The 24,353-nt window shown below is 64.4% G+C and carries 24 protein-coding genes and 1 tRNA gene; 11 read left to right on the top strand and 14 right to left on the bottom strand.

Features of this window, described 5'->3' with window-relative positions; translation table 11 throughout:
* Positions 1–183: 183 nt before the first annotated feature.
* The 6 genes from H156_RS0107830 to H156_RS0107805 all read left to right on the top strand — a co-directional run bounded on the left by H156_RS0107830 (position 184) and on the right by H156_RS0107805 (position 5,268).
* The gene (locus H156_RS0107830) at positions 184–504 is read left to right on the top strand and encodes a helix-turn-helix domain-containing protein (protein ID WP_026045837.1); all 321 of its coding nucleotides are present in this window, start codon (positions 184–186) and stop codon (positions 502–504) included.
* Positions 501–1,412, top strand: a complete 912-nt coding sequence (locus tag H156_RS0107825) for an ImmA/IrrE family metallo-endopeptidase (protein ID WP_026045838.1) — start codon at positions 501–503, stop codon at positions 1,410–1,412. Before H156_RS0107830 ends, H156_RS0107825 begins: the two co-directional genes overlap by 4 nt.
* Before the next feature lie 17 nt (positions 1,413–1,429).
* Complete coding sequence (locus H156_RS0107820; RefSeq protein WP_017364508.1) at positions 1,430–2,644, top strand: hypothetical protein; 1,215 nt, start codon at positions 1,430–1,432, stop codon at positions 2,642–2,644.
* A 343-nt stretch (positions 2,645–2,987) separates the two neighbouring features.
* The gene (locus H156_RS0107815; protein WP_026597597.1) at positions 2,988–3,485 is read left to right on the top strand and encodes a DUF2924 domain-containing protein; all 498 of its coding nucleotides are present in this window, start codon (positions 2,988–2,990) and stop codon (positions 3,483–3,485) included.
* Complete coding sequence (locus H156_RS0107810) at positions 3,482–4,840, top strand: recombinase family protein (RefSeq protein ID WP_026597596.1); 1,359 nt, start codon at positions 3,482–3,484, stop codon at positions 4,838–4,840. The genes H156_RS0107815 and H156_RS0107810 overlap by 4 nt, the downstream gene beginning before the upstream one ends.
* Positions 4,837–5,268 carry a hypothetical protein gene (locus tag H156_RS0107805; RefSeq protein WP_017364391.1) on the top strand — a complete coding sequence of 144 codons (432 nt, stop codon included), beginning with the start codon at positions 4,837–4,839 and terminating at the stop codon, positions 5,266–5,268. The genes H156_RS0107810 and H156_RS0107805 overlap by 4 nt, the downstream gene beginning before the upstream one ends.
* Positions 5,269–5,299: 31 nt before the next feature.
* Here H156_RS0107805 and H156_RS0107800 read toward each other — a convergent pair whose 3' ends face one another.
* From H156_RS0107800 to H156_RS0107770, 6 genes are all read right to left on the bottom strand, one after another.
* The gene (locus H156_RS0107800) at positions 5,300–5,887 is read right to left on the bottom strand and encodes an NERD domain-containing protein (protein ID WP_017364392.1); all 588 of its coding nucleotides are present in this window, start codon (positions 5,885–5,887) and stop codon (positions 5,300–5,302) included.
* The gene (locus H156_RS0107795) at positions 5,884–6,372 is read right to left on the bottom strand and encodes a hypothetical protein (protein ID WP_017364393.1); all 489 of its coding nucleotides are present in this window, start codon (positions 6,370–6,372) and stop codon (positions 5,884–5,886) included. The genes H156_RS0107800 and H156_RS0107795 overlap by 4 nt, the downstream gene beginning before the upstream one ends.
* Positions 6,369–7,295, bottom strand: coding sequence for a nucleotidyl transferase AbiEii/AbiGii toxin family protein (locus H156_RS0107790; protein ID WP_017364394.1), 927 nt, complete (start codon positions 7,293–7,295; stop codon positions 6,369–6,371). The genes H156_RS0107795 and H156_RS0107790 overlap by 4 nt, the downstream gene beginning before the upstream one ends.
* Complete coding sequence (locus H156_RS0107785) at positions 7,292–7,891, bottom strand: type IV toxin-antitoxin system AbiEi family antitoxin domain-containing protein (protein ID WP_026045817.1); 600 nt, start codon at positions 7,889–7,891, stop codon at positions 7,292–7,294. The genes H156_RS0107790 and H156_RS0107785 overlap by 4 nt, the downstream gene beginning before the upstream one ends.
* A 338-nt stretch (positions 7,892–8,229) precedes the next feature.
* Positions 8,230–8,305, bottom strand: a tRNA-Phe gene (locus tag H156_RS0107780).
* 497 nt (positions 8,306–8,802) lie between these two features.
* Positions 8,803–9,993 carry a PQQ-dependent sugar dehydrogenase gene (locus tag H156_RS0107770; protein WP_017364396.1) on the bottom strand — a complete coding sequence of 397 codons (1,191 nt, stop codon included), beginning with the start codon at positions 9,991–9,993 and terminating at the stop codon, positions 8,803–8,805.
* Between the two features lie 195 nt (positions 9,994–10,188).
* Here H156_RS0107770 and H156_RS0107765 point away from each other — a divergent pair, with 195 nt between their 5' ends.
* The gene (locus H156_RS0107765) at positions 10,189–10,611 is read left to right on the top strand and encodes a YeeE/YedE family protein (RefSeq protein WP_017364397.1); all 423 of its coding nucleotides are present in this window, start codon (positions 10,189–10,191) and stop codon (positions 10,609–10,611) included.
* Positions 10,612–10,617: 6 nt separating this feature from the next.
* A complete protein-coding gene (locus H156_RS0107760; RefSeq protein WP_017364398.1) occupies positions 10,618–11,103 on the top strand; it encodes a DUF6691 family protein in 486 nt (161 codons plus the stop codon).
* A 69-nt stretch (positions 11,104–11,172) separates the two neighbouring features.
* Here H156_RS0107760 and H156_RS0107755 read toward each other — a convergent pair whose 3' ends face one another.
* The 7 genes from H156_RS0107755 to rph all read right to left on the bottom strand — a co-directional run bounded on the left by H156_RS0107755 (position 11,173) and on the right by rph (position 18,511).
* Positions 11,173–12,078 (bottom strand): NAD(P)-dependent methylenetetrahydromethanopterin dehydrogenase, encoded by a 906-nt coding sequence (locus tag H156_RS0107755; RefSeq protein ID WP_017364399.1) that lies wholly within the window; start codon positions 12,076–12,078, stop codon positions 11,173–11,175.
* A 91-nt stretch (positions 12,079–12,169) separates the two neighbouring features.
* The gene (locus H156_RS0107750) at positions 12,170–13,075 is read right to left on the bottom strand and encodes an NADP-dependent methylenetetrahydromethanopterin/methylenetetrahydrofolate dehydrogenase (protein WP_017364400.1); all 906 of its coding nucleotides are present in this window, start codon (positions 13,073–13,075) and stop codon (positions 12,170–12,172) included.
* A gap of 121 nt (positions 13,076–13,196) precedes the next feature.
* Positions 13,197–15,923 carry a pyruvate, phosphate dikinase gene (ppdK, locus tag H156_RS0107745; protein WP_017364401.1) on the bottom strand — a complete coding sequence of 909 codons (2,727 nt, stop codon included), beginning with the start codon at positions 15,921–15,923 and terminating at the stop codon, positions 13,197–13,199.
* Positions 15,924–15,968: 45 nt separating this feature from the next.
* Positions 15,969–16,430, bottom strand: coding sequence for a F0F1 ATP synthase subunit epsilon (locus tag H156_RS0107740; RefSeq protein WP_017364402.1), 462 nt, complete (start codon positions 16,428–16,430; stop codon positions 15,969–15,971).
* A complete protein-coding gene (locus H156_RS0107735; RefSeq protein WP_017364403.1) occupies positions 16,427–17,041 on the bottom strand; it encodes a cytidylate kinase-like family protein in 615 nt (204 codons plus the stop codon). The genes H156_RS0107740 and H156_RS0107735 overlap by 4 nt, the downstream gene beginning before the upstream one ends.
* 125 nt (positions 17,042–17,166) lie before the next feature.
* A complete protein-coding gene (gene rdgB / locus H156_RS0107730; protein WP_017364404.1) occupies positions 17,167–17,772 on the bottom strand; it encodes an RdgB/HAM1 family non-canonical purine NTP pyrophosphatase in 606 nt (201 codons plus the stop codon).
* 7 nt (positions 17,773–17,779) lie between these two features.
* Positions 17,780–18,511, bottom strand: coding sequence for a ribonuclease PH (gene rph, locus H156_RS0107725; protein WP_010962212.1), 732 nt, complete (start codon positions 18,509–18,511; stop codon positions 17,780–17,782).
* A 73-nt stretch (positions 18,512–18,584) separates the two neighbouring features.
* Here rph and H156_RS0107720 point away from each other — a divergent pair, with 73 nt between their 5' ends.
* Complete coding sequence (locus tag H156_RS0107720) at positions 18,585–20,945, top strand: penicillin acylase family protein (protein ID WP_017364405.1); 2,361 nt, start codon at positions 18,585–18,587, stop codon at positions 20,943–20,945.
* Between the two features lie 83 nt (positions 20,946–21,028).
* Entirely contained in the window at positions 21,029–21,898 is an 870-nt protein-coding gene (locus H156_RS0107715; RefSeq protein WP_017364406.1) for a YicC/YloC family endoribonuclease, read from the top strand.
* A 28-nt stretch (positions 21,899–21,926) separates the two neighbouring features.
* Here H156_RS0107715 and H156_RS0107710 read toward each other — a convergent pair whose 3' ends face one another.
* A complete protein-coding gene (locus H156_RS0107710) occupies positions 21,927–22,922 on the bottom strand; it encodes an AraC family transcriptional regulator (protein WP_010962215.1) in 996 nt (331 codons plus the stop codon).
* A gap of 441 nt (positions 22,923–23,363) precedes the next feature.
* On the opposite strand from H156_RS0107710, the gene H156_RS0107705 reads away from it, so the two are divergent.
* Entirely contained in the window at positions 23,364–24,323 is a 960-nt protein-coding gene (locus tag H156_RS0107705) for a site-specific integrase (protein WP_017364407.1), read from the top strand.
* The last annotated feature ends 30 nt before the right edge of the window (positions 24,324–24,353 follow it).

The raw sequence follows: 24,353 nt of genomic DNA, 5'->3' as shown, positions 1-24,353 counted from the left end.
TTTCTTCTCCTTCTTCAAACGGACGATGCCCGGCGCCGCCACATCCCACCAAGGACGCGAACGTTCGGTGTGCCGAACGTTTCGGATTGTCTCGGACTGATGCCGGGTTTGTCAAGCAGGTACGAAATCGTTCGGCGTAGTGGTAACATCTTCGGCCTGACGCAGAACGATTAGGAGATACCGGTGCCATCGCCCTTGGGGGACAAGATCCGCTCATTGCGGAAACAGAAGAAGCTCAGCCTTGAGCAGTTGGCCGAACTGACCGACTCCAGCAAGAGCTACATCTGGGAGCTGGAGAACAAGGACGAACCGAAGCCCTCGGCTGAGAAGATCGGCAAGATCGCTGCCGTACTCGAGGTGACTACAGAATTCCTGCTCACCGAGTCGGCGACCACGCCGGACGAAGAAGTGCTCGATGAGGCCTTCTTCCGTAAGTACAAGAACATGTCCGAGCCGGACAAGAAGAAGATCCGCAAGATCCTCGACGCGTGGGAAGATGAATGACAGAGGCGAAAAAGCCCATGGCCGAGGCCAACCGCATCTCGGCCATGCTCAACGCGGTTCTGGGCACGGATCGATTTCCGGTCAAGGTCGATGAGCTCGCCATCGAGTACTCGCGCCAGTGTTTCGCGGATTCGCCCGTAGACAAGGTCCGGGGGGAAGCGCTGGACGGGTTCGACGGCATGCTGGCGGCGAACAAGACGCGGTCGAAGTGGCTGATCCTGTACAACAGCGCCACCCGATCAGAAGGCCGTAAGCGCTTCACGATCGCGCATGAGTTTGGGCACTACATCCTGCACCGTCACCAGAAAGACCGCTTCGAGTGCGGCGACGACGACATTGAGACCGGCAATGACGACGAGTGCGACATCGAGGCCGAAGCGGATCTTTTCGCCTCGACCCTGCTGATGCCACTGGACGACTTCCGGCGACAGGTGGACGGGCAGCCAGTCAGCTTCGATCTGCTGGGTCACTGCGCCGACCGCTACGGCGTCTCGCTGACTGCGGCAGCTTTGCGCTGGACCGAGATCGCGCCCAAGCGGGCGGTCCTCATCGCCAGCCGCGACGACCATATGCTGTGGGCCAAGTCGAACAAGGCGGCGCTCAGGTCTGGCGCCTACTTCGCAACCCGCAGGAACATCATCGAGCTGCCGCGTGATGCGCTGGCGCACAGCAGTAACGCCTTGGACATCGGCCAGCAGCAAACGACAGCGGCACGGCATTGGTTTCCGCGCGAGCCGGAAACCATGATGGTCAATGAGATGATCAGGGACGCTGGCCAGTACGAATACACCCTGACCCTGCTCCTGCTGCCGGAAGCCGAGTGGCAGGGTGCCCATCACGACGATGAGGAGTCGGAGGAGGACACCTACGATCGTTTCATCCGCAATGGCCAGTACCCGGTGCGATAGGCAATGGGTCGCCGATCATGAGTGCCCACAAGTGGCAGTTTGCCTCCCGTTTCCGCCGACACGCGTTCGGTTGGCGATCCGACACGCCGGTGCAGCGGATCAAGGAAGCCATCGCGGAGATCAAGCAGGTCGCCCGCAAGGAGCCGGTGTTGGCGGCCGAGGGCGCCATTACTCTGCTGGAAAAACTCTCGCCAGCCCTGGAGCAAGTCGATAGCTCGTCGGGCGCCTTGGGTTCCGCCGTCAACAAGGCCATCGAGACACTGGTACCTCTCATCGCCAAGGCGGACGTCGACACGCCCTTGCGCCAGCGTTGGCTCGAACGGTTATGGCAAGCGCTGCAGGACGACGAGATGCCCTACATCGAACTGCTAGGCGACTATTGGGGGGAACTGTGCGTGACCCCGGAGTTGGCATCACACTGGGCCGATGAGTTTCTGCCGCTTGTCGAGCATGTCTGGAGCCGGACTGCGTCCGGCCACGGATTCTTCAAGGGCACGAGTGCTTGCCTGGCATCCCTGTACGCGGCAGGCCGTCACCAGGAATTGCTGGCGTTGATCGACAAGGCGCCATTCAAGTGGTGGCACGACCGGCGCTGGGGCGTGAAAGCCTTATCGGCGATGGGCAAGAAGGCAGAGGCGATCCGCTATGCAGAGGATTCACGCGGGCTCAATGACCCGGGCTGGCAAATAGCCCAGGACTGTGAAGCCATCCTGTTGTCATCCGGTTTGCTCGACGAGGCCTACCGTCGCTACGCGCTGGAAGCCAATCAAGGCACGACTCATCTCGCCACGTTTCGCGCCATTTCCAAGAAGTATCCAAACAAGCAGCCGGAAGAAATCCTGCGCGACTTGATTGCCAGCACGCCTCGCGCCGAGGGCAAATGGTTTGCCGCAGCCAAGGATGCAGGTCTCTTCGTCGTTGCTGCTGAACTGGCTACGCGCAGTCCGACCGATCCTCGCACCTTGACTCGCGCCGCCCGTGATTTTGCTGAGAAGCATCCTGACTTCGCACTTGCGGCTGGATTGGCTGCGCTGCATTGGATCTCTCATGGGTATGGGTACGAAATCACCGGCGTTGATGTGCTGGATGCCTACTCGGCGGTGACGCAGGCGGCTCACGGCGCAGGCGTTCCTACTCAGCGCATCAATGAGCAGATCCGGGAGATGACAGCCGGCACGCAGCCCGGAAACTCGCTCATGAGGACGATGCTGGCCCGGCACCTATCGGAGTGAGCCGGCACCGCCTTCTCGCAGTAGGCCGCACCAGTCCGCACCGGCCCGAAACTCCCTGATGGCCGAGGTCACGGCCTGACTGGACAATCTCGTCATCAAGCGAGTTGGACGTTCAGGACCGATACCGATGTGCACGATTAACCACCTACCACCCGAGCGGATGACGCCGGAACAGCGCCGGCAAGAGGTCGCGTCCTTACTGGCGCACGGCCTGGTCCGACTGCGCGAGGCCGTGTTCGCTCAGTCCGCAGGCGGCCCCCGCAGAGAGCGAGTTTGAGCTTGGCTTCTCCGGCCACCAGCGCCTTCATAGCCACCCCGTCAACAACACTTTGGAGGAGGCTCCATGAAGGCAAGCATCGTCCCCCCCACCCCGCCGAGCGTCGTCGCCCGGATCGCCGGGCTCCCGGATCTCTCGATAGAGGAAATGAGGGCGCTTTGGCGAGAACTCTTCGGCAGCGAGAACCCGACGCCCAATCGCCAGTTCATGGAGCGGCGGATCGCCTACAAGCTGCAAGAGATCGAGTTCCGCAAGGTCGATCCCAGCCTCTTGGAGCGCAACAAACGGCGCATCAAGGCCCTGATGGAGACCGGCAAGGCGCGCAAGCTCGACCGCGACATCCGGCTGATGCCCGGCACCGTGCTGACTCGCGAATACCAGGGCATCGAGCACCGGGTGTCGGTCGCCCAGGACGGGCAGTACGAGTTCGAGGGCAGGCGCTACCCGAGTCTCTCCATGATCGCCCGCGAGATCACCGGCACCCGCTGGTCCGGGCCGCTCTTCTTCGGCGTGAAGGCGCCGGCCAAGCAGAAGCATCCGAAGAAGCAGGGAGGCCGGCGATGAGCGAAGCCCTGAAGCGGCGCCTGCGCTGCGCCGTCTACACCCGCAAGTCCACCGACGAGGGGCTCGACCAGGAGTACAACTCCATCGACGCCCAGCGCGACGCCGGCCACGCCTACATCGCCAGCCAGCGCGCCGAGGGCTGGATTCCGGTGGCCGACGACTACGACGACCCCGCGTTCTCGGGCGGCAACATGGACCGGCCCGCGCTCAAGCGGCTGCTCGCCGACATCGAGGCCGGCAGGATCGACATCGTGGTGGTCTACAAGATCGACCGGCTGACGCGATCGCTGACCGACTTCTCGCGCATGATCGACGTCTTCGAGCGCCACGGGGTCTCCTTCGTCTCGGTCACCCAGCAGTTCAACACCACCACCTCGATGGGCCGGTTGATGCTCAATATCCTGCTCTCCTTCGCCCAGTTCGAGCGCGAGGTGACCGGTGAGCGCATCCGCGACAAGATCGCGGCCAGCAAGCGCAAGGGCATGTGGATGGGCGGCGTGCCGCCGCTCGGCTACGACGTCGAGAACCGGCGGTTGGTGCCCAACGAGCGCGAGGCCAAGATCGTCCGCCACATCTTCCAGCGCTTCGTCGAGCTCGGCTCCTCGACCCTACTGGTGAAGGAGCTGCGCCTCGACGGCGTGACCTCCAAGGCCTGGACTACCCAAGACGGGCGGGTGCGCGAGGGCAAGCCCATCGACAAGAGCCTCGTCTACAAGATCCTCAACAACCGCGTCTACCTGGGCGAGATCCGCCACCGCGATCAGTGGTATGCCGGCGAGCATCCGACCATCGTCGAACGCAAACTGTGGGACGCCGTCCAGGCGATCCTCGCGCAGAACTCGCGGGTGCGAGGCAACAACACCCGCGCCCGGGTGCCGTTCCTGCTCAAGGGGATCGTCGTGGGAATCGATGGCCGGGCGCTCACGCCCTGGTCCACGCGCAAGAAGAACGGGCGCATCTACCGCTACTACCTGCCGACGCGGGAGAACAAGGAGCACGCCGGTGCCTCCGGATTGCCGCGCCTGCCGGCCGGTGAGCTGGAGGCCGCCGTGCTGGAGCAGATGCGCCGCGTGCTGCGCGCCCCGGACATGGTCGCCGGGGTGGCCGAGCGCGCCGCCCGGCTCGATCCCTCCCTGGACGAGGCCCAGGTCGCGGTGGCCATGACCCGGCTGGATGCGATCTGGGATCAGCTCTTTCCGGCCGAGCAGCAGCGCATCGTGCGGCTCCTCATCGACAAGGTGATTGTCTCGCCGAACGACATCGAGGTGCGGTTCCGGCCCAACGGCATCGAGGTGCTCGCCCTGGAGCTGCGCCCCGAGCCCGCCCCGGAGACGCTTGAGGAGGCCGTGGCATGAATGAAATTCTGATCGACAAGACCGGTCAGCCAGACGTGATCACCGCGAGCGACGGCAGCCTCACCGTCACCGTGCCAATCCGGATCAAGCGTCGCGGCAGCCGCAAGGCCGTGACCCTGCCGGACGGCGGCGCCGTGCAACCACGCCCGTGGGATGACACGCCGACGCCGATCCAGCTCGCGCTCGCCCGCGGCCACCGCTGGCTGGCGATGGTGGAGTCCGGCGAGGCGCGCACGCTATCCGAGGTGGCCGAGCGCGAGGGGATGGATCGGGCCTATGTGAGCCGGATGGTGAACCTCACCACCCTGGCACCCGATATCGTCGCCGCCATCCTCGACGAGACTTTGCCGCCAGAGGTGACGCTGTTCGATCTGGCGTCGGGAACGCCGTTGTTGTGGGACGAGCAGCGGGCCATCATCGATCGCTGATTACCGTCGCACGGGAATCCTTCGGGTTGGATTACTTGTCGAGAGACCAGCCTGACGCCTTGATCAGCTGCAGAACCCGTCCGACTTCCGATGATGCCGGAGTCGTGTCGATGGACGGGAAGAGTTCCTTCAGCATGTCGCCGAAGGTCAGTATCTCGATGGGGTTGCCGCCGAGATTCTCGCAGAACGTCGCGTTGTCCTGCCACGCCGCTCGGTTGCCGACGACTTTCGTGACGGCCGTGATGTAGGTGAACGAGGACGATCCCGTCAGTTCTGCGACCATCGTCCTGAACGCTGCGGCCCACTTCTCCCTGGTCAGTTCGCGGAAACCGCGCCAGGCCTCACGCCCCGAGACCACCTTGTTCTTGGCGATCGCGTCGACCCAGTATTCGGGACGAAAGCCACCCTGCCAGCTCTTGCAGCTCACCACCATCACCCGACGCGCACCGTCGAGTCGCGGATGGATGCCGATCACGTCGATGTCGCTATGCACAGCATCCTGGCGGGTGTCGTACTCCACGTGATCGCCGGCGGGCCGGAACTTGATGTTGTGCCTGGTGAAGTACCCTTTGTGCTGCAGGTACTCGTCCACCATCTGTTCGAGGATGTCCTCTTTCATGCCTGTCCGCCCTCGCGATCGATCCGTTGGCTGGCGAATCCCTCGAACTCAGGCCGGAGGCGGCACTGCAGAAATGCCTCGAGGAGGTTGAGGACGTGGATGCCGAGCGGCGCATCGAGGATGAAGTTCACCCGATCGGTGTGCTCCCTGATCCAGCCGGGGACGTTCGTCTCGTTCAAGCCGGCGACGCCGATGCGCTCGCCGTGTTTGATCAACGAGGCTGCCAGAGTGCTCTTCGCGCTGCCGGCGTTGTAGTGTTGAGCCGTGTAGCGAGCAGCGCTGTTGGGGCCGACCTTCCCGACCTTCAGCACATGAGGTCCAAACGAGAAGACGTACACTGCCATAGTGCCGGGCGGTAGTGCCTTGGGCGGCACATGCGGTGCAGGGCGCCGCTCGATCGCGATGGCGTCATGCGCCAACGAGACGCCAGCCATGCCAGCGACTCGGCGAAAATCCTCCAAGAGCAGATCAGGATTCCAGGTCATCGGCCCGATTCCTCGCTGGTCGACGTCCACCCGGTTCCGGCAAACCATGTTTGCGGAAAAGCGGCACCTTGCTGGAGCGCGTCCAGCGGGGGCGACAGGAATACACGCAGACCGGCAACGACCTCGGAGATCTGAAGCTCGACCAAGGCATTCTTCCTCAAGAATGCCTGCCACTGGGTCTGCTTCTGCCGATCCTGTGCGAATTCGTCGCTCAGGCCGAAAGGGACGCCATCCGGCAGCGGTGTCCTGCGGCGCTCGAAGGTGGCGTGGATCGCGTTGCACAGAAGCTTGCCGTCGAAGTCGGTGTAGCGCGACAAGATCCAGAGATCGAAGTAATCCTTCATGCGGCTGTTGGCGATGCCGAGCGACACCAGCGCCTCCAGCTTCTCGGCGATAACCGTGTAGCGGGGGTAGGCACGCAACTTCGGGGCTGGCATCTCCGACAGCATCACCGGGTAGTCGACGGTCTCGGGGCCGGGCGTCACGGCGTCGCCGAAACCCACGTCGACCTGCACGTGGCATCGGGCACCGTCCAACAGGCCGATCAGCGTGACCCGGACACCGGAGTAGTTGGCTTCCTTGCGGATCTCCTCCGCGTGTACCGAGTCGGCTTGAAAGCGTATGCCGTCGTCCAGTTCCACCGCACAGATATCCCGGAACGCCGCCTCGACATGCGGGATCTCGGCCGAGCCGAAGCCCAGCAGATCGGCGTCGCGTGTCGGACGATGCGGGATGTCGAACCACAGATCGAACAGCAAGGCGCCCTTGAGCAGGAAGTGATCCGCATGAGCGGAAACACTCAGGCGATACAGGAGCCGCTCCAGGGCGTAGCGGGTGAGGACGAGGTTGAAGTCCTGCTTGTCGGTGCGGGCCTTGGCGAGCAGTCGTGCACGGACCGAGGCGGCGGTGTTCCGGCTGCTCACGTCAGGCTCTCCAGGTAGGGGCGCATGACGTTGGCCACCCGGCACAGCTTGGCAAACTGCCACAGTTCGTCCATGCCGACGCGCTTTGCTTTCCAGGCCTCACGCAGCGCCTCCAGCGCGACATCCAGGCCGATCTTGTTGCGGTACTTGAAGCAGTCGGCCACCGTCCGGGCGACGTTGGTCACGCGCACAGGCACACCATCGATGAGGTGCTCCTCGACCCCCTCCGTCAGCGCGGCGCCGGAGAAGCGCACGATGCGCAGCGGGGGATAGTCCATCTTTGGCGCACGTGCCTTGTTGGGGATTGCCAGCCAGACCTCGAACGGCGACTGTGTGGTGAGTTCATGTAGGCGAAGTGCCGACAGCAGACAGACGATGGCTTGCGGGTGCTTGCGTGCCACCTCGGCGAGTGCGCCGTGTTCCGAGACGGCCCGGTCCGGAATTGCGTACAGGCCCCGTCCCACGCGCTGGAGCAGCCCTTGCCGCACCAGCCGCGTGAGGGCGACCGTGGGCAGCCCACGCTCATTGAGATCGCGTGGGCGAATAAGGCCGCGCTGGGCGGCAAGATCCAGAATGCTCTGGTGCGAACTGTCCATGTCGTCATAATGTTGCGAAACGTCGGTAGCTGTCAAGAACTACCGACAAAACACAACTGACATGGTTTCCTTTGCCTGCCGATGCCGCAATCCAACCGTTTGATTCGTCAGCGCGTAACCCATTGATCTGTATGGGTCCGCGTTGCGGCCTCTGTGGACTTCGGCCCTTAGTCGGGGAGCGAGGCTGGAGAGAATAACGGCGCGGAGAGAGCGAAATGGGTCCGAGATGGGCGAGACGACCGGAGGAAGGAAGTCCGCAGGAATCCGCAGGAGTCCCCGCGAACACGCGGGAGCGCGCAAGAAAAAAGGCCAACCGAGAACGGTTGACCTTCATATATTGGTGGCCAGGGACGGAATCGAACCGCCGACACGGGGATTTTCAGTCCCCTGCTCTACCAACTGAGCTACCTGGCCAAAGAGCTGCCAATTAAAGCAGGGAACGGCTCCTTGAGTCAAGCAGCGTATGCCTCCCCCACCTTTGACACTCGGGATGATGTTGGACGAGGGATTGGAGAGGAGGGCGGCCGAGGCGCTGGCTGGATCGATGAAGGTGATGAGGTAGCGGCGCATGCCATTGCGGACGCAATCGATGGTATCAACCGCCAGGCATGCCAGTAGGGCGGTCTTTGCCTGGGTTGGGATGCAGCGTGCGCAGCCTACGGATTTCGGCCACCAGCCCCGGATCGCTCTGGGGGTGGCGATGGTTGGGCCGCACTGGACTGGGCCGCCAACCTGTGCTCGTCCCCAAGGCACCGGATTTCGAGTCTTCGTTGGTCATCGTTGGGTGTCATCTCCCCAAGACGCCCCGAAGTGGCTACCCGGTCACCCCCGGACGCCGTGCCCAATGTGCTGCACTTGCACGACACTCCTCCCTCGCCAAAGGAGGGCCAAAGGTTTCCGAGCTTATGCAGTCAGTCGTGGGAAGCGGTGACAGGCGGGCGGTAAAGGACGCGGTAGATGGCCCCCGCATAGTCGTCGGACACATAGATGGCACCGTCGGGCCCTTCGGCGACATCCACCGGCCGGCCGATGACGTCTTCGTCGATATTGAATCCGGTCATGAAGGGACGCTCGGCTATCCGGCCGTCAGCACCGAAATGCAGTGACACGACCTCGTAGCCCTGTTTTTTCGACCGGTTCCAGGAGCCGTGCAGGGCGACCAGGGCGGCGCCGCGGTAGTCCTGCGGCAATCCCCCGCCTTTGAGGAAAACCATACCGAGCGGGGCGACGTGAGCACGGAATTCATGGACGGGCGGCAAGCTGCGTCGAATGTCGGCCTCGTGTCCTCGTCCGTAATCGGGATCCGGGACGCGGTTGCCGTTGGCGTAAGGCCAGCCGTAAAAGCCGCCTTTTTCGATGCGGTTGAGTTCACACGGTGGGAAATCATCGCCCAGCAGGTCACGACCATTGTCGGTGCCATAAAGCTCGCGGCTGCCGGGGCGCCAGTCGAAACCGACGGTATTGCGCAGACCCGTGGCGTAGATTTCCCGCTTCGTGCCATCCGGCTCGAAACGCAGCAGTGTGGCGCGAAGCGGGTCATCTTCGATACAAACGTTGCAACTCGAACCCACCGAAACGTACATCCCACCGTCCGGGCCGAACTTGAGAGTCCGGCTCCAGTGATTGCCTCCCCCGGGAATCCCGCTCACCACCATCTCAGGCGCCCCGGAAATCTGCCGCTCGGCCGCGTCGTAACGGACGCGAACGACGCCGTAGGTTTCCGCCACGTAGAGCCACCCGTCGCGGAGATCGAGGCCGTGCGGCCGACTGAGTCCCGTCAGCAGTTGCCGCCGGCCGTCGGGGCGGCCATCACCGTCGGCGTCCTTTTCCAGCAGGACGATGGCGCCGGCATGCGGCTGGCTGACCAGCAGGTCGCCGGTCCGGGTAAAGCGCAGCATCCGGGCCCCCGGCAAGTCCGCCGCGTAAACCGTGAGGCTGAACCCCGAAGGCAGCGCGATCCTCCGGTGCAAAGCCGCCTCGGCGGGCGCTGCTCCGCCGAACACGGATTTGAGCGGGAAGTTGACCGTAAGATGGCCGAAGCGCTGCGCCAGGACGGTGACCAGCAATGCGGGCAAGACGACATACCACAAAGCCTTGTTCATGACTTTAGGTCCTCCGTCGACCGACGGTTTTCACGGTCCAAGATAGCGCACTTGACGACGGAGGGGAAACTCAAAATCGGCACGGAGATTATGAAAACATTTGAATATAACGAAATGAGAAAATGCTCTTTGCCGAATGTACACTGCACGCCTTATAGTGCCGCTCATTGGTGTACGAACTCGGATGCGATCCTCATGAACTCTCAAGCCCTGCTGTCGGCTCTCGGCGGCGGCGCCTTGATCGGCGCGGCCGCGTGTGGCCTTCTCTATTTCAATGGCCGGCTGGCAGGGGTCAGCAACATACTGGCGGGAATGCTATGGCCCGCCTCGGTAGACTGGGCTTGGCGATGTGCCTTCGTGCTGGGGCTGGTGGTCGCCGGCGTACTGCTGCTCGGCGTCTACCCGGATACTTTCGACACGGCTCCGAGGCCGCTGTGGGCGCTGGGTATCGGCGGCTTTCTGGTCGGCCTGGGGGCACAGATCAGCAACGGCTGCACCAGCGGGCACGGCGTCTGCGGGCTCGGCCGCCGGTCCATGCGCTCCGTGATCGCCGTGCTGACCTTCATGGGCACTGGCATGGCAACCGTGCTCCTTTTCAACCGCCTCAGCGGAGGTTGAGCCGGGATGCCCATTTTCAGTGCTTTCCTTTGGGGCGTGATCTTCGCAACGGGGCTGGGGCTGGCCGGCATGACCCGCCCAGGAAAAATCCTGGCCTTCCTGGACGTCGGCGGAAACTGGGACCCGTCGCTGATGCTGGTGATGGGAGGGGCAGTGGGCCTGACCTTCGTCTCGTTTCCGCGGATTCTGCGACGGGGGCGCCCTGTCCTGGGAGATCGCTTCGATCTTCCGGTCCGGAAACACATCGACGGCCGCCTCGTGGGAGGTGCCGCGATCTTCGGCGTGGGCTGGGGGCTGACCGGTTATTGTCCCGGACCTGCCGTGGTTTCCCTCGTCACGGCGGATGCCGGCGTGGGGGTTTTCCTGGCCTGCCTGTTGGGGGGAATAGTGGTGGGCCGCCGGGTCGGCGCCAGACAGACCATCCAGCCAGGAGCAGTCGAATCCGGCGCCATCGAAGCCGCCCGATTGCCCGGTCCGAGTGACGGCACCTGATCATTCCTTCGACGAAAAACCCGGCCATGAGGGCAGGGTCTTTTCGTCCGTCCATCGAGGAAACACCGATCAGACGATTTCGCGTGCCCGCTCGAACGCGGCCCGGAAGTCGAAGAAGACCGGACTTTCCGATTTCAACAGCAGCGCCAGCAGGTGATTCTGCAACTGGTATTTCACGTTGCCGACGGCAAGGGCTCCCACCCCGACGGCACCGGGACTGTTGACCGCATGCACCAGCGGTTCGCCATTGTGCTTCAGTTTGATCCCCTCGATGCCGAGCGGTGGCACCGCGTTGACGTCACCGGCGACTTTGAGGCGTTTGGCATCGGCCAGTACCGACGCGTTGAGCACTTCGACACCGGCCTTGGCGGTGCAGAACACCACGTCGGCATTCGACAAGAGGCGCGCCTTGTCGGCTTCCGAACCGGCGAAGGTACCGTGCAGGCGGGCACCACAGCGCCGGTTGTATTCGTCGGCCTTGGCCAGTGCGGTTTCGACGTTGAACGGGTCGACCAGGGTCACGTCCGCCCCGGCCAGCGACGCGATGACGCCGGTGGCGATGCCCACCGGCCCCGTGCCGCCGAACACCACCGCACGCTGGCCCGCCAGCTCTGCGCCGTGCTTCAGCTTGAGCTGCTTTTCCACCAGCGCCACCAGCGCCGCCGCGGTGGTGAATCCGCCGCTGGGATCGGCCAGCACCGACACTTCGAACGGCGGCACCATCGCGGCTTTGGCGGTTTCCAGCATGGTGAGCGCGACCGCCAGATCGCGCCCGCCGATGAAGATTCCGGTGCGTTTCACGCCCGCCGGACCGCGCGAGAAAATCGCATCCTGCACCAGGCCATGCACCTCTTCCGCCTTGACGTCGCTGTAGGGCACGATGACCTCGAAACCGGCGTCGACCGCCATGTTGATATCGAAGGGGCTCACATGCGGCATGGGGTCGAACATGTGGAGGACGGCGCGTTTTTCCATTCTGGGTGGGTCTCGGAAAAAATCGGTAAGTAAAGAAGGCGTCGGGCCGCGCCCTGCGAAAATTCCGACCGGCGCGGCTTAGGGCTGGACCTCAGCCACCGCGGACGACTTCGCGGGCGATCTCGAAAGCCTCGTTGAATGCCAGATAGACCGGCATGTCGGTGTTGCGCATCCGCAGCAGCAGCCGGTGCTGGGCCTGGTATTTGACGTTGCCGATGGCCAGCGCGCCGATGCCGATGGCCCCGCTCGGCGAACCTTCGATCGGCGTGCCTTTGTGATGGGGATCCAAGCCGGCGATGCCGGACGGCGGCACGGCGTTGACGTCGGCGGCCACCTTGAGCCGGGGTGATGCCGCCAGCAGCTCGGCGCTCAGCACCTGGATGCCGGCGGCGGCGGTCGCGAATACCACATCGGCGGTCTTGAGCAGTTCGCCCTTGTTGGCATCGGCATCGCCCTCGATGGCGGTCTGGCCTTCGCCGAATTCGGCATTGCACAGCGCGGCCACTTTCTGGGCCTTTTCGAGCTGGCGTCCGATGATCTTGACCTGGGCGCCGGCACGGGCCGCCAGCACGGCGGCGATCTGGCCGACCGGACCGGTGCCGCCCAGTGCCAGCACCGACTTGCCTTCGAGACCGGTCTGGTAATGCTTCCGCAGCTCGCCCTCGGCCATTGCGACCATCGCCGCGGCGGTCGTGAAGGCGCCGCTCGGATCGGCGAAAGCGGAAATCTCGAACGGCGGAACCATCGACTTCCGGGCGGTGCGCAGCATGGCCATGGCTGTCCCGACATCACGTCCGCCGATGAAGACGGCGGTGCGCTTCACGCCGGCGGGGCTGCGCGAGAAGATCGCATCCTGTACCAGGGCGGTGATTTCCCCCGCCTCCAGGTTCGTATAGGGCACGAGGGACAACCAGCCGGCGTCGAGCGCCATGTTCGCATCGAACGGGCTCAGATTCTTTTCCGGCGTGAACATGTGCAGGATATAAGGCTTTTCCACGGCGCGCTCCTCGAGTTCGGCCAGTCGTTACAGGGTCGGCGAAGTATACGGACGCGATGGAACGATGGCAAACCGCGGCGACCGCGCTCGGCGCGGCAGTCCCTTCCTGCCAGACGCTCCCTCAGCCGCCGTTCAGCAAGGCGGCGTGTGCCGCCGCCAGCCGGGCGACAGGCACCCGCGGCGCCGAACAGGAGACGTAGCTGAGGCCGATGCCGTCGCAGAAACGGATGGAGCCGGGATGCCCGCCGTGCTCCCCACAGATGCCGATTTCGAGGTCCGGACGGACGCTGCGTCCCTTTTCCACCGCCATCCGCATCATGGCACCGACACCGACGACGTCGAGCACTTCGAACGGATTGTCCTTGAGGATGCCGCTGCCGATGTACTGAGGGAGGAACTTGTTTTCCGCATCCTCGCGCGAGAACGACCAGGTCGCCTGGGTCAGGTCGTTGGTCCCGAAGGAGAAGAATTCCGCGGTCCGCGCCAACCCATCGGCGCTCACACAGGCGCGCACGGTTTCCACCATGCTGCCGAACTTGAAATCGAGCCGGACGCCGTGGCTGGCTTCGATTTCCTGCCGCAGGCGATCGACCATCGCCCGGACACACTCCAATTCCGCGCCGTCGACGACCTGGGGCACCATGATCTCCGGGGCGGCGGCCACGCCGGCCTTGACGCACTCCGCCGCGGCCTCGAGCACGGCGCGGATCTGCATCTCGTAGATTTCGGGGAAGGTGATCCCGAGTCGCACCCCACGATGCCCCAGCATCGGGTTGATCTCGTGCAGTTCTCGGACCTTGGCCAGCAGTCGCTCCTTGCGGGCGATGACGGCAGCCACGGCATCCTCGCCGACGCCGTCGGTCTCGACGGCCTGACCCAGCGCGCTCAAAGCCGCCGCCCGCCCTTTCGCGACCCGCCGGAATTGCCGCAGCGCATCGATCTCGTCCGCCAGGGAATGCTCGTCTGGAAGGAATTCGTGGATGGGCGGGTCCAGCAGCCGGACGGTGACGGGGTAGGGAGCCATCAGGGTGAAAATCGCCTGGAAGTCGCAGCGCTGCATCGGCAACAGCTTGTCCAGTGCAGCCTTGCGTTCCTCCACGTCGGGCGCCAGGATCATCTCCACCACCACCGGGAGCCGGTCGCTGGCGTTGAACATGCGTTCGGTACGGCACAGCCCGATGCCCACGGCACCGAATTCGCGCGCCTCCTTCGCCGCTTCCGGCGTGTCGGCATTGGCCTTGACCTTGAGATGCGCGGCTTCGTCGGCCCAGGACAGCAGTGTCCTGAGGTGTTCGGAGAAGGTCGGCGCGATCGTCGGGATCGCGCCGAGATAGACGCGGCCGGTGCTGCCGTCGATGGTGATGATGTCACCTTCGTGCAACGTGACTTCCCCCACCGTTGCCAGCCGCGCCCGGCTGTCCACCCTGATGCCTTCGGCACCGGCCACGCAGGCCTTGCCCATGCCGCGGGCGACCACGGCGGCATGCGAGGTCTTGCCGCCGCGACTGGTGAGGATTCCCTGGGCCGCGAAGAAGCCGTGGATGTCTTCCGGCTTGGTCTCCTCACGCACCAGGATGACCTTTTCACCGGCCCGTCCCAACAGTTCGGCCTGATCCGCATCGAACACGCAACGGCCGCTGGCGGCGCCGGGCGAGGCAGGCAGCCCCTGCGCCAGCGGCGTGGGGTTGTGCGAGGTGTCGAGGCAGGGATGGAGCAACTGTTCCAGATGGGCGGGGTTGACCCGCAGGAGTGCCTGATCCCGCGTGATCAGCCCTTCCCGGCACATCTCGACCGAGGTGCGCACCATCGCCTGGGCGTTCATCTTGCCGTTGCGCGTCTGCAGGCAGTACAAGACCCCTTTCTCGATGGTGTACTCGAAGTCCTGCACCTCGTGGTAATGGGCTTCGAGCTTGTCGCGCAGTTCCACCAGTTGGGCGTAAAGCGCCGGCATTTCGGTTGCCATCTCGTGCACGGGCTTGGGCGTGCGGATTCCGGCTACCACATCCTCACCCTGGGCGTTGACCAGATACTCGCCGAACATCTCGTTCTCACCAGTACCGGGATTGCGGGTGAAGCCGACACCGGTGGCGGAGTCGTCGCCCATGTTGCCGAACACCATGGTCACCACGTTCACCGCCGTGCCGTTGGCCTGGTCGGGCGTGATGTGGAATTCGCGGCGGTAATCCACCGCGCGTTTTCCCATCCAGGAGTCGAATACCGCCCGGATCGCGATCTCGAGCTGCTCGTAGACGTCTTCGGGGAAGGGTTTGCCGGTATGGCGGCGCACGACGGCGAGGAAACGTTCGCCGATGTCGGCGAGATGGACGGCGCTCAGGCCGATGTCGGCGGCGACCCCGGCCTGGTGCTTGATGGCTTCGAATTCGGCGTCGAACAGCTCGTCGGGAACACCGAGGGCAACCTTGCCGAACAACTGGATGAACCGCCGGTAGGCATCGTGACCGAAGCGCTCGTTGCCGGTCTGCCGGATCAACCCCTGGAGTGTATCGTGGTTGAGGCCGAGGTTGAGAATGGTATCCATCATGCCCGGCATGGACAGGGCCGAACCGGAACGCACCGAGACCAAAAGCGGATTGGCGGGATCGCCGAAGCGCTTGCCGGTAGCCTGTTCGAGCCGGGCCATGTGCTCCCGGACTTCGTCCATCAAGCCGGCCGGCAGCTTCTTGTCTGCCAGGTATTCGAGGCAGGCTTCCGTGGTAATAACGAAACCCGGCGGCACGTTGAGCCCGATCTGCGTCATTTCGCAGAGGTTGGCCCCCTTGCCGCCGAGCAGGCGTTTGTTCTTGCCGTCGCCTTCGGAGAAGGCGTAGACACGCTTCTTCATCGTCATGATGGTCTCCTCGAACTATCGCGTTCGCCGCTTGTCACCGCAGGATCAGAGCCGGTTCCGGCCCCTCTTTCGTGCATTCAGCCGTTCCAGCAGGCGCAACTGGGCCAGGGCCTTGAGCAATTCCAGATAGGCGCGGTCACGCTCGCCGGGAATCCGGTTCTCGCGGAGCATCCGCTCGGCGTTGCGCTTGGCCGCCAGGGCCGCTTCCCGGTCGATCTCTTGGGAGCGGAGCACCTGGTCGGCCAGGATGCTGACCTCCCACTGCTGCACCTCCATGTAGCCCCCCGAGAGGTAGAAATACTGGTCTTCGCCTGCCTCGGTCCTGAGCCTTATCTCGCCGGGCCGGAGCCGGGTCAGGAACGGCGTATGACGGGGCAGGACGCCGACCTCACCGTCCACGGCCGGCGCGACCACCCGGCTACAACGCCCGGAAAATATCTCCCGGCAGACGTCGACGATCTCGACCGTTAGCAGACGGGATGCGGTCTGTCCCACCGCCTGGCTCACGAGGCTTCCCGCTGACCGAGATCGAAGACTTCGAAGCCGAACTGCCGTACCGCCACGAGTACGGTCGGCAGAGCGTTACCGGCTGGCAGATGGTCGGTGTTGAGCACGAGATCGAAATTGACGGCGTGTTCCAGGGAACACGCGTCATACAGATCGCTGAACAGCGTCTGGACCGACTTGTGCCGTTTGTTGTTGGTCTCGAACACCAGTCGCTCGGCCTCGGCCTGGCCGATGCCCAGTTCGGCCGCGATGCGTTCGCCGCAGACCGCACGCGACCCGACCACGCGCAGACGGAATACCTTCGTACCGAACATCAAGTTGTAGAGCAGGTCGCTGATGCGCTCGGCGCTATCCTCATCATGATGCTCGAAATGGCTTTTGTCGATCCGGGTCTTGTCGGCGACCCGGTCAAGAATCTCCCTGTCGTAGATCGGCAGGTCCAGAAAATGGGCCAGATCCGCAGCCAGCGCTTCGCCGCCGGCGCCGAAATCGCGGGACAGGGTGATGACCAGGGGTTCGGCGCGCCTGCGGGGCCGACGCCGATGGTATTCGGCCTCAAAGTCCTTGGCCAGGAACGATTCGAGAAATTCGAGCGTATCGGAACTGGTCATGGGCACCTTCTGCCAGCGCGAGATCCGGTGACGCCGGGACGGCTGGACCCGGCCCTGAATTGTGGTGTGTTTTCCCTTTCCTGTCGAGGCACAGAGGGATGACAAACCGCAGGAAACCGGGCGGATCAGCCGCCCGTCAGAGCCCGGAGCCGGCTAGCGAGGACAGCCGCAGCCTGGCCGCGATGGCTCAGGCGGTTTTTGTCCTCCGGTGGGAGTTCGGCGGCCGAAAGACCCGTTCCCGGTACGATAAACACCGGATCGTAACCGAAGCCGCCGCTACCCCGGCGGTTCTCGCCGATCCAGCCTTCCCAGCACCCTTCGGCAACGAGGGGATCGGTATCTTCCGCATCGCGGACGAACACCATGACGCAGCGGAAACGTGCACGGCGGCGCCCAGCCTCGACGCCGTCCAAAGCGGCCAGCAGTCTGTCGATGTTGTCATCGTCGGAGGCCGCCGGGCCGGCATAGCGCGCCGAATGGACCCCGGGCTCACCGCCCAGCGCATCGACCTCCAGTCCGGAATCGTCGGCGATGGCGGGCAATCCGCTGTGTCTGGCCGCGTGGTACGCCTTGATCAACGCATTTTCGACGAAGCTGGCGCCGGTTTCCTCGGCCTCCGGGATCCCCAGCGCCCCCTGGGGGATGATCTCGAAGCCCGACGTCGAAATCAGCGCCTGGAGTTCCCGCACCTTGCCCGCGTTGTTACTGGCGAGGACCAGTTTGCGCCGCATGACCGGCCTAGCTTTTGATGCCACAGCCATCCAACGCCTCCTGCTGGTGCAGCAGGAGATCGGCGATGCCGGCCTCGGCGAGCCGCAGCATGGCATCCAGCTCGTCGCGGCGGAACGCATGGCCTTCGGCCGTGCCCTGGATTTCGATGAAGGCGCCGGCGTCGTTCATGACCACGTTCATGTCTGTTTCGGCGTCGCAGTCCTCGGCGTAGTCCAGGTCGAGGACGGGAACCCCCTGGCAGATGCCGACGGAGACCGAAGCGATCTGACCGTGCACCGGATTGGTCTTGATCTTGCGGCTCTTCAGCAGCCGCTGCACGGCCAGCACCAGAGCCACGTAGCCGCCGGTGATCGATGCGGTGCGGGTGCCACCGTCGGCCTGGATGACGTCGCAGTCGAGGGTGACGGTGCGCTCGCCCAGGGCTTCCAGGTTCAACGCGGCGCGCAGGGAGCGGCCGATCAGGCGCTGGATCTCCATGGTCCGCCCCCCCTGCTTGCCGCGGGCGGCCTCACGGCCGGTACGCTCGTGGGTGGCACGCGGCAGCATGCCGTATTCGGCGGTGATCCAGCCGCTGCCTTTGCCTTTGAGGAAAGGCGGAACCCGCTCCTCCACGCTCGCGGTGCAGATGACGCGGGTATCGCCGAATTCGACGAGCACCGAGCCTTCGGCGTGCTTGGTGTAGTTGCAGGTGAAGGCGATGCGACGGAGTTGATCGGGACGGCGTCCGCTGGGTCTCATATGGGCTTGCTTATCCGATGAAAAGCGCGTCAGTATACTCGAATTGCCGCTGCGGCGCTGACCCGCTTTCACCATGAAATTCAAGCATATCCTGTACATCGCCGGCTTCGGGATCCTCGCCCTCGCGACCTATGCCGGCACCCGCCTGGAAAAGGCGGCGGCCTCGCTCCCTGCCACCGGCGGCGAGAGCGTACTGCCGGGGCTCACCCGGCCCGCCACCGTCGAATTCGATCGGCTCGGCATCCCGCGGGTGATGGCGGCGAACCGGGAAGACGCCCTGCGCGTGCTGGGCTATCTGCACGCGCGCGACCGGCTGTTCCAGATGGATATGATGCGGCGCAAAGCTGCGGGCCGGCTGGCCGAAATCTTCGGAGAACAGGCCCGGGCGCACGACCGCGCGCAGCGGATCTACGCCTTCGGGCGCGCCGCCGCGGCCATCGTCGCCGCGCTTCCGGAATCCCAGCGGCTGGCGCTCGAGGCCTACGTCGCCGGCGTCAACGCCCGAATGGCCGAACAGACCGTACCGCCCCCGGAAATACTGGTCCTTGGCTATACCCCGGAACCATGGCGGGCGGAAGACAGCCTGCTGGTCGGCCTCGGCATGTTCCAGACCCTCAACGGCCATCCCGACGAAGAACGCATGCTCAGTGTAATGGCCGAGACCTTGCCGCCGGAAGTCCTCGCCTTCCTGACGCCGGACGTCGATGCCTACACCACGGTCCTCGCCGGCGGGAACGGCTCGCGGCGCCCCGAACGGCCGGTACCCGCGGCTGCGCTGGCAGAGCTGCTCGCCGAAACCCCGCATCTCACGCTGGGCGCCGCGGTCGATGCCGAACCCCTCCCCGCCGGCTCCAACAACTGGGCGGTCGCCGGCACCCGGACCCGGGATGGACGGGCGATCGTTGCCAACGACATGCATCTGAACCTGGGCGTACCCAACATCTGGTACCGGGCCGAACTGCGCTATGGCGAAGCCGTGATGAGCGGCGTGACCCTGCCCGGCCTGCCGCTGCTGGTGGCAGGCAGCAACGACCGGATCGCCTGGGGCTTCACCAACGTCGACGCGGACGTGCTGGACCTGGTGAAACTGGAAATGCACGCCTTCGAACCGGATCGCTACCGCACACCCGAAGGCTGGGCGACACTGGACACGCGTACCGAAACCTTGCGCGTGAAAGACGGGGTGGACGAAACCCTGGTCCTCAAATCCAGCCGCTGGGGGCCGGTCATGACCGAGCCGCTGCTGGGCATGCCGGTGGCGTTGCGCTGGACCGCGCTCGAGGCCCAGGGGGTCGATCTCGGCCTGCTGGAGATGGACGGCGCCCGCGATCTGGATTCGGCCATGGCGGTCATGAACCGTGCCGGGAACCCGCCGCAGAACGTGGTGCTGGCCGATCGGGCGGGTCACATCGCCTGGACCCTCACCGGCCGGTTTCCGCTGCGGCGCGGCTTCGACGGCTCGGTGAGCCGGAGTTGGAGCGACGGCGCCGCCTGGGACGGTTTCGTTCCGCCCGAACGGCTGCCGCGGGTGGTCGATCCCCCCGGGGGATACCTCGCCACGGCCAACAACCGCACACTCGGGCGCGATTATCCCTATGTCATCGGCCACAACTATTCCAACAGTTACCGCGCCTACCGTATCGGCGAAAGACTGAAGCAGGCACAGGCACTGACCGAAACCGAGTTGTTCGGCTTGCAGCTCGATACCCGCAGTGAGTTCTTCGATTTCTACCGCGACCTGGTCCTGGCATTGACGGCGAACGCCAACGATCCGGTGCTCACCGAAGCCCGGCGGGCGGTGGAAGCCTGGGATGGACGGATGGAGGCGGACAGCCGTGGCATCGCGCTGCTGGTACGTTACCGGCGCAATCTCGCCCGCACGGTATTCTCCCGCCTGCTGAGCCGCTGCAACCAGACCGACCCCGGCTTCGTCTATGCCTGGCGCGAAGCGGAGACGCCGCTGCGTGCACTGATTTCCTCGCGTCTGCCGGGCACCGTTCCGGACCGCAGTGGCTCCTGGGACGCGTTTCTACGCGGTACTCTGGAACAGAGCATAGACGAACTGAAAAGGGAATTCGGTACCGCCGCACTTCAAGACCTGACCTGGGGCCGGGTCAACCGGGTGGAGGTCCGGCATCCGTTCAGCAAGAACCTGCCGTTGATATCCGCGCTGCTGGACATGCCGCAAGTGGAGGGTGTCGGCTGCGGCGGCCAATGCATCCGGGTGCTGACACCCCATCAGGGAGCGAGCGAGCGGCTGGTGGTATCGCCCGGCCATCATGGTGACGGCATCCTGCACATGCCGGCCGGCCAGTCCGGTCATCCTCTATCCCCGCACTACCGCGATCAGCACGATGCCTGGGCCACCGGCCGACCCCTGCCTTTCGAACCCGGCCCGCCCGTGGAAACGCTGCGACTCAAGCCAGCACTCTGACGCCTGGTGCCAGCGAGGGGTTTCACGTGATCCTCATGCAGGGCATAGTACGCGGACATTGAATGGAGCTTTGAGGAGACATCATGATCCGCAGCATGACGGCTTTCGGGACCGCGCAAGGGACGGTGGGCAACTGGCGGGTTAGCTGGGACCTGCGTGCCGTCAATCATCGCTATCTCGATGTCGGCCTGCGCCTGCCGGATCCCCTGCGCGGCCTGGAACTGGCGGTGCGCAACAGGATAGGCGAGTCGTTCAAGCGGGGGCGGGTGGACTGCACCCTGACGTGGAAACCCTCGGCGCCGGAAGCCGGCCCGACATGTATCGACACCGCGCTGGTACGCGGCCTGCTCGGTGCGCTGCGAAACGTCGAAGCGCTGGAAGACCGCTGCTGGGCCGGCCTGAGCGCCATCGAACTGCTGCGCTGGCCGGGCGTCATGCAGGAAAGCGAGCCGGACCTCGCCACGCTCGAACCTGGGCTCCTCGCCGTGCTCGACCGGGCGCTGGCCGAGGCGCGGGCGTTCCGTGAGCGCGAGGGTGCCCAGATCGCCGCGTTGCTGGACCTGCGCTGTGCCGACATCCAGCGCGCGGTCGGCGCGGTACGGGAGCGCCTGCCGGCGATTCTCGCCGGTATCCGGAACAAGCTGAGGGCGCGGCTGGCCGAACTGGCCGCCGAGCCCGATGCCGCCCGCCTCGAACAGGAACTGGTCTACCTCGCGCAGAAGATGGACGTCGCCGAAGAGCTGGATCGGCTGACCGCGCACACCACTGAAATGCGGCACATCCTCACCCAACGGGAACCCGCGGGGCGCCGCCTGGATTTCCTGATCCAGGAAATGAACCGCGAGGCCAACACGCTGGCGTCCAAGTCGGCCGATCTGGAGACCACCCGCGCGGCCGTGGACATCAAGGTACTGATCGAGCAGATGCGCGAACAGGTCCAGAACGTGGAGTGACTGCCTTCGCAAGGGCGCGCGGGGACGATCACTGCATCGTATCGCCCTGCTCCGGCCGATCGGCACGGAACGTCCGGGGAGTATCACCGAAGCGTCGCCGGAACAGCCGGTTGAAATAGGTGAAATCGTTGAATCCCGTGGCGAATGCGATGTCGCCGATGCGCAGACCATCGCATCCCGGGTCTTCGAGCATGCGTTTCGCCCGCTCCAGCCGCAAACGGTTGACCATTTCGGTGAAACTCTCTCCGCTCTCCGCCATCAGACGGTGCAGGTAGCTTTCGGAGATCCCCAACGCGGCCGCGGCCGTTTTCACTGAAAGACGTTCGTCCCGGTAGTGCTGCTCCAGATATCTCACCAATGCCGCACGCCGTGCGGCGCGCAGCCCGCCCCGCTGGAACTGTGATTCCGGATCGCGCCCGGGCTCCAGCGTCAGGGCAACGAGATCCAGCAGGTGCTCGCCGGCGAGTCTGCGCAGGTCGGGTGACCGCAAGGCCGCATCATGACCCGCCACGAGGTCCAGATACTGCACCAGAAGATTCAACGGCTCGCCGCCAGCGCAGACTTCGGCCAAATGGCGTTCGGCATCCGGGACGCGCTGCAGCAGTTCTTTCCTCGGCAAATGCAGCGAATAACACTGGTAATGGGCGCTTCCCGGCATCTGTGGAGTGGAAAGGGTATAGGGCTGGCCGCCGGCCAAAAGCAGCCCCCCCGCACCGCGTACTTCGGCATGGCATCCCGCCTGAACCGCACGGACGCCCCCCGACAGACTGAGGTGAAACCCGAAGTCGTCCGACTCCTGCTGACGAACCCTACGTGGGGTGCGACTGAAATCCAGCCCGTTCAGCTCGCTGCGGATGACCTCTACGGCTCCGAGACTCACGAAACGGCAGCGGGCGAAAAATGGCCGGGAGTCGGAATGCGCGATGTCCAACCCCCACATCTTCGAACAGAACATCTCCCGCCACACTTCGAAACGATCGCATTCGGCGATGGCATCGGAATCGAACGTCAGCTCAGTGATCATGGCCGAAACCTCCTCTTAGGTGGACAACATCCGCAGCCCCTGTCCGCGCTGCGTCGTGCCTCGAACGGACCGAAAGTCGGGACAGACCCGGCCGGAGGATGTCTGCTTTTCGCCAGAACGGGCGACGTCCGGGCATATCCCATGTTTCAGAGTAAAGAATAGTCCTATTCGAATACGTTATTGTCCAAGAACGAAGACGGATGATTTGCTAGGGTTTCCAAAAATGGGATGCCAAGGGCAAGTTTATGTCGCCGCGCCTCCCGCCACCACGCGACACGCCCCCTTCAACTCCGCCATCCATCCATGTCCAGAAAGAGATCACGCGCGACGATGAACATCGAAAAGCAAAGCGAGCCCCAGACCCAAAAGGCAGAAACTCGGCATGTCGAGCGGTATGGACATCGGCGACGGCGGCACGGCGGGGCCCCTACGATGTTCCCCATGATCCGGGAATACATCCGGGACCAGCATGGGAAAGTCCGGTTCGAAAGGCTGCGGCAGGCGGAAAACCATCTGCTGCGTTTCATCGAGATCGCCGGCGACAGGCCGCTCCCGGAATACCTGAGCGCCGACGTCACGGCCTTCGCGAAAGAACTGTCAGAAAGGCGGCGCCTCTCCGCTTCCACGGTCAACGGCCACCTCAGCTCCCTCTCCGCTTTGTTCAACTGGGCGCTCGCTCAGGGGCACCCAGGCCTGATGGAGAATCCCTGCAGCGGCTGCAAATTGCCGACGGGCACGGTGGCGGCGGAGCAGCGCCAGCAGCCGGCAGACAAGCCGTTGACCCTGGAACAGTTGCGGGCTTTTTTCGAAGGCGAAGAGACCGCTGCCGATTTCGACACCCCCTATAAATACTGGGTTCCTCTGATTCAGCTGCACACCGGCGCACGCATCGGCGAAATCTGCCAGCTCGAACCCAAGGACATCACCCTGATCGGCGAGCGGATTCCGGCGTTCCGGTTCGTGGCGTCGACCGCCCGGGGAAAATCCGAACGCCGGGTACCGGTGCACCCCAAACTGATCGAGCTGGGTCTTTTGGCCTACGTCGACGGACTCGACGGCCTCGACACGCTGTGGCCGGGCCTGATCATCCCCCGGCTGGGCAGCAAAGGACAGAATATGGGGATGTGGCTGAGCAGACACCTGGAACGACATGGCCTGAAACGGAGCGGGCGGCGAACCGAGGCTTTCCGCGCGACTTTTCAGCATTACCTGAGACTGGCCGGTGCTCCGGAACTCCATATCAATGCCCTGCTCGGGCACATGGAACGCAAGAGCGCCGGCGCGACGAGAGAACCCCTGTGGCAGACCCAACCGGAGGCTTTGCTCAATTCTCTCGCCAGGCTGGAATACGGAATCAAGTTCAGTGCCTACGTCGGCCCCGGCCCCACCGGGCTCAAGTGAAGAGCCGCCCCGCCCCCGAGGGGCGGCGGG

Source organism: Methylococcus capsulatus str. Texas = ATCC 19069, assembly GCF_000424685.1.
GTDB classification, from domain to species: Bacteria; Pseudomonadota; Gammaproteobacteria; order Methylococcales; family Methylococcaceae; genus Methylococcus; species Methylococcus capsulatus.
The sequence above is the reverse complement of the archived record's forward strand: the minus strand, read 5'-3'. Positions and strand labels throughout refer to the sequence as shown.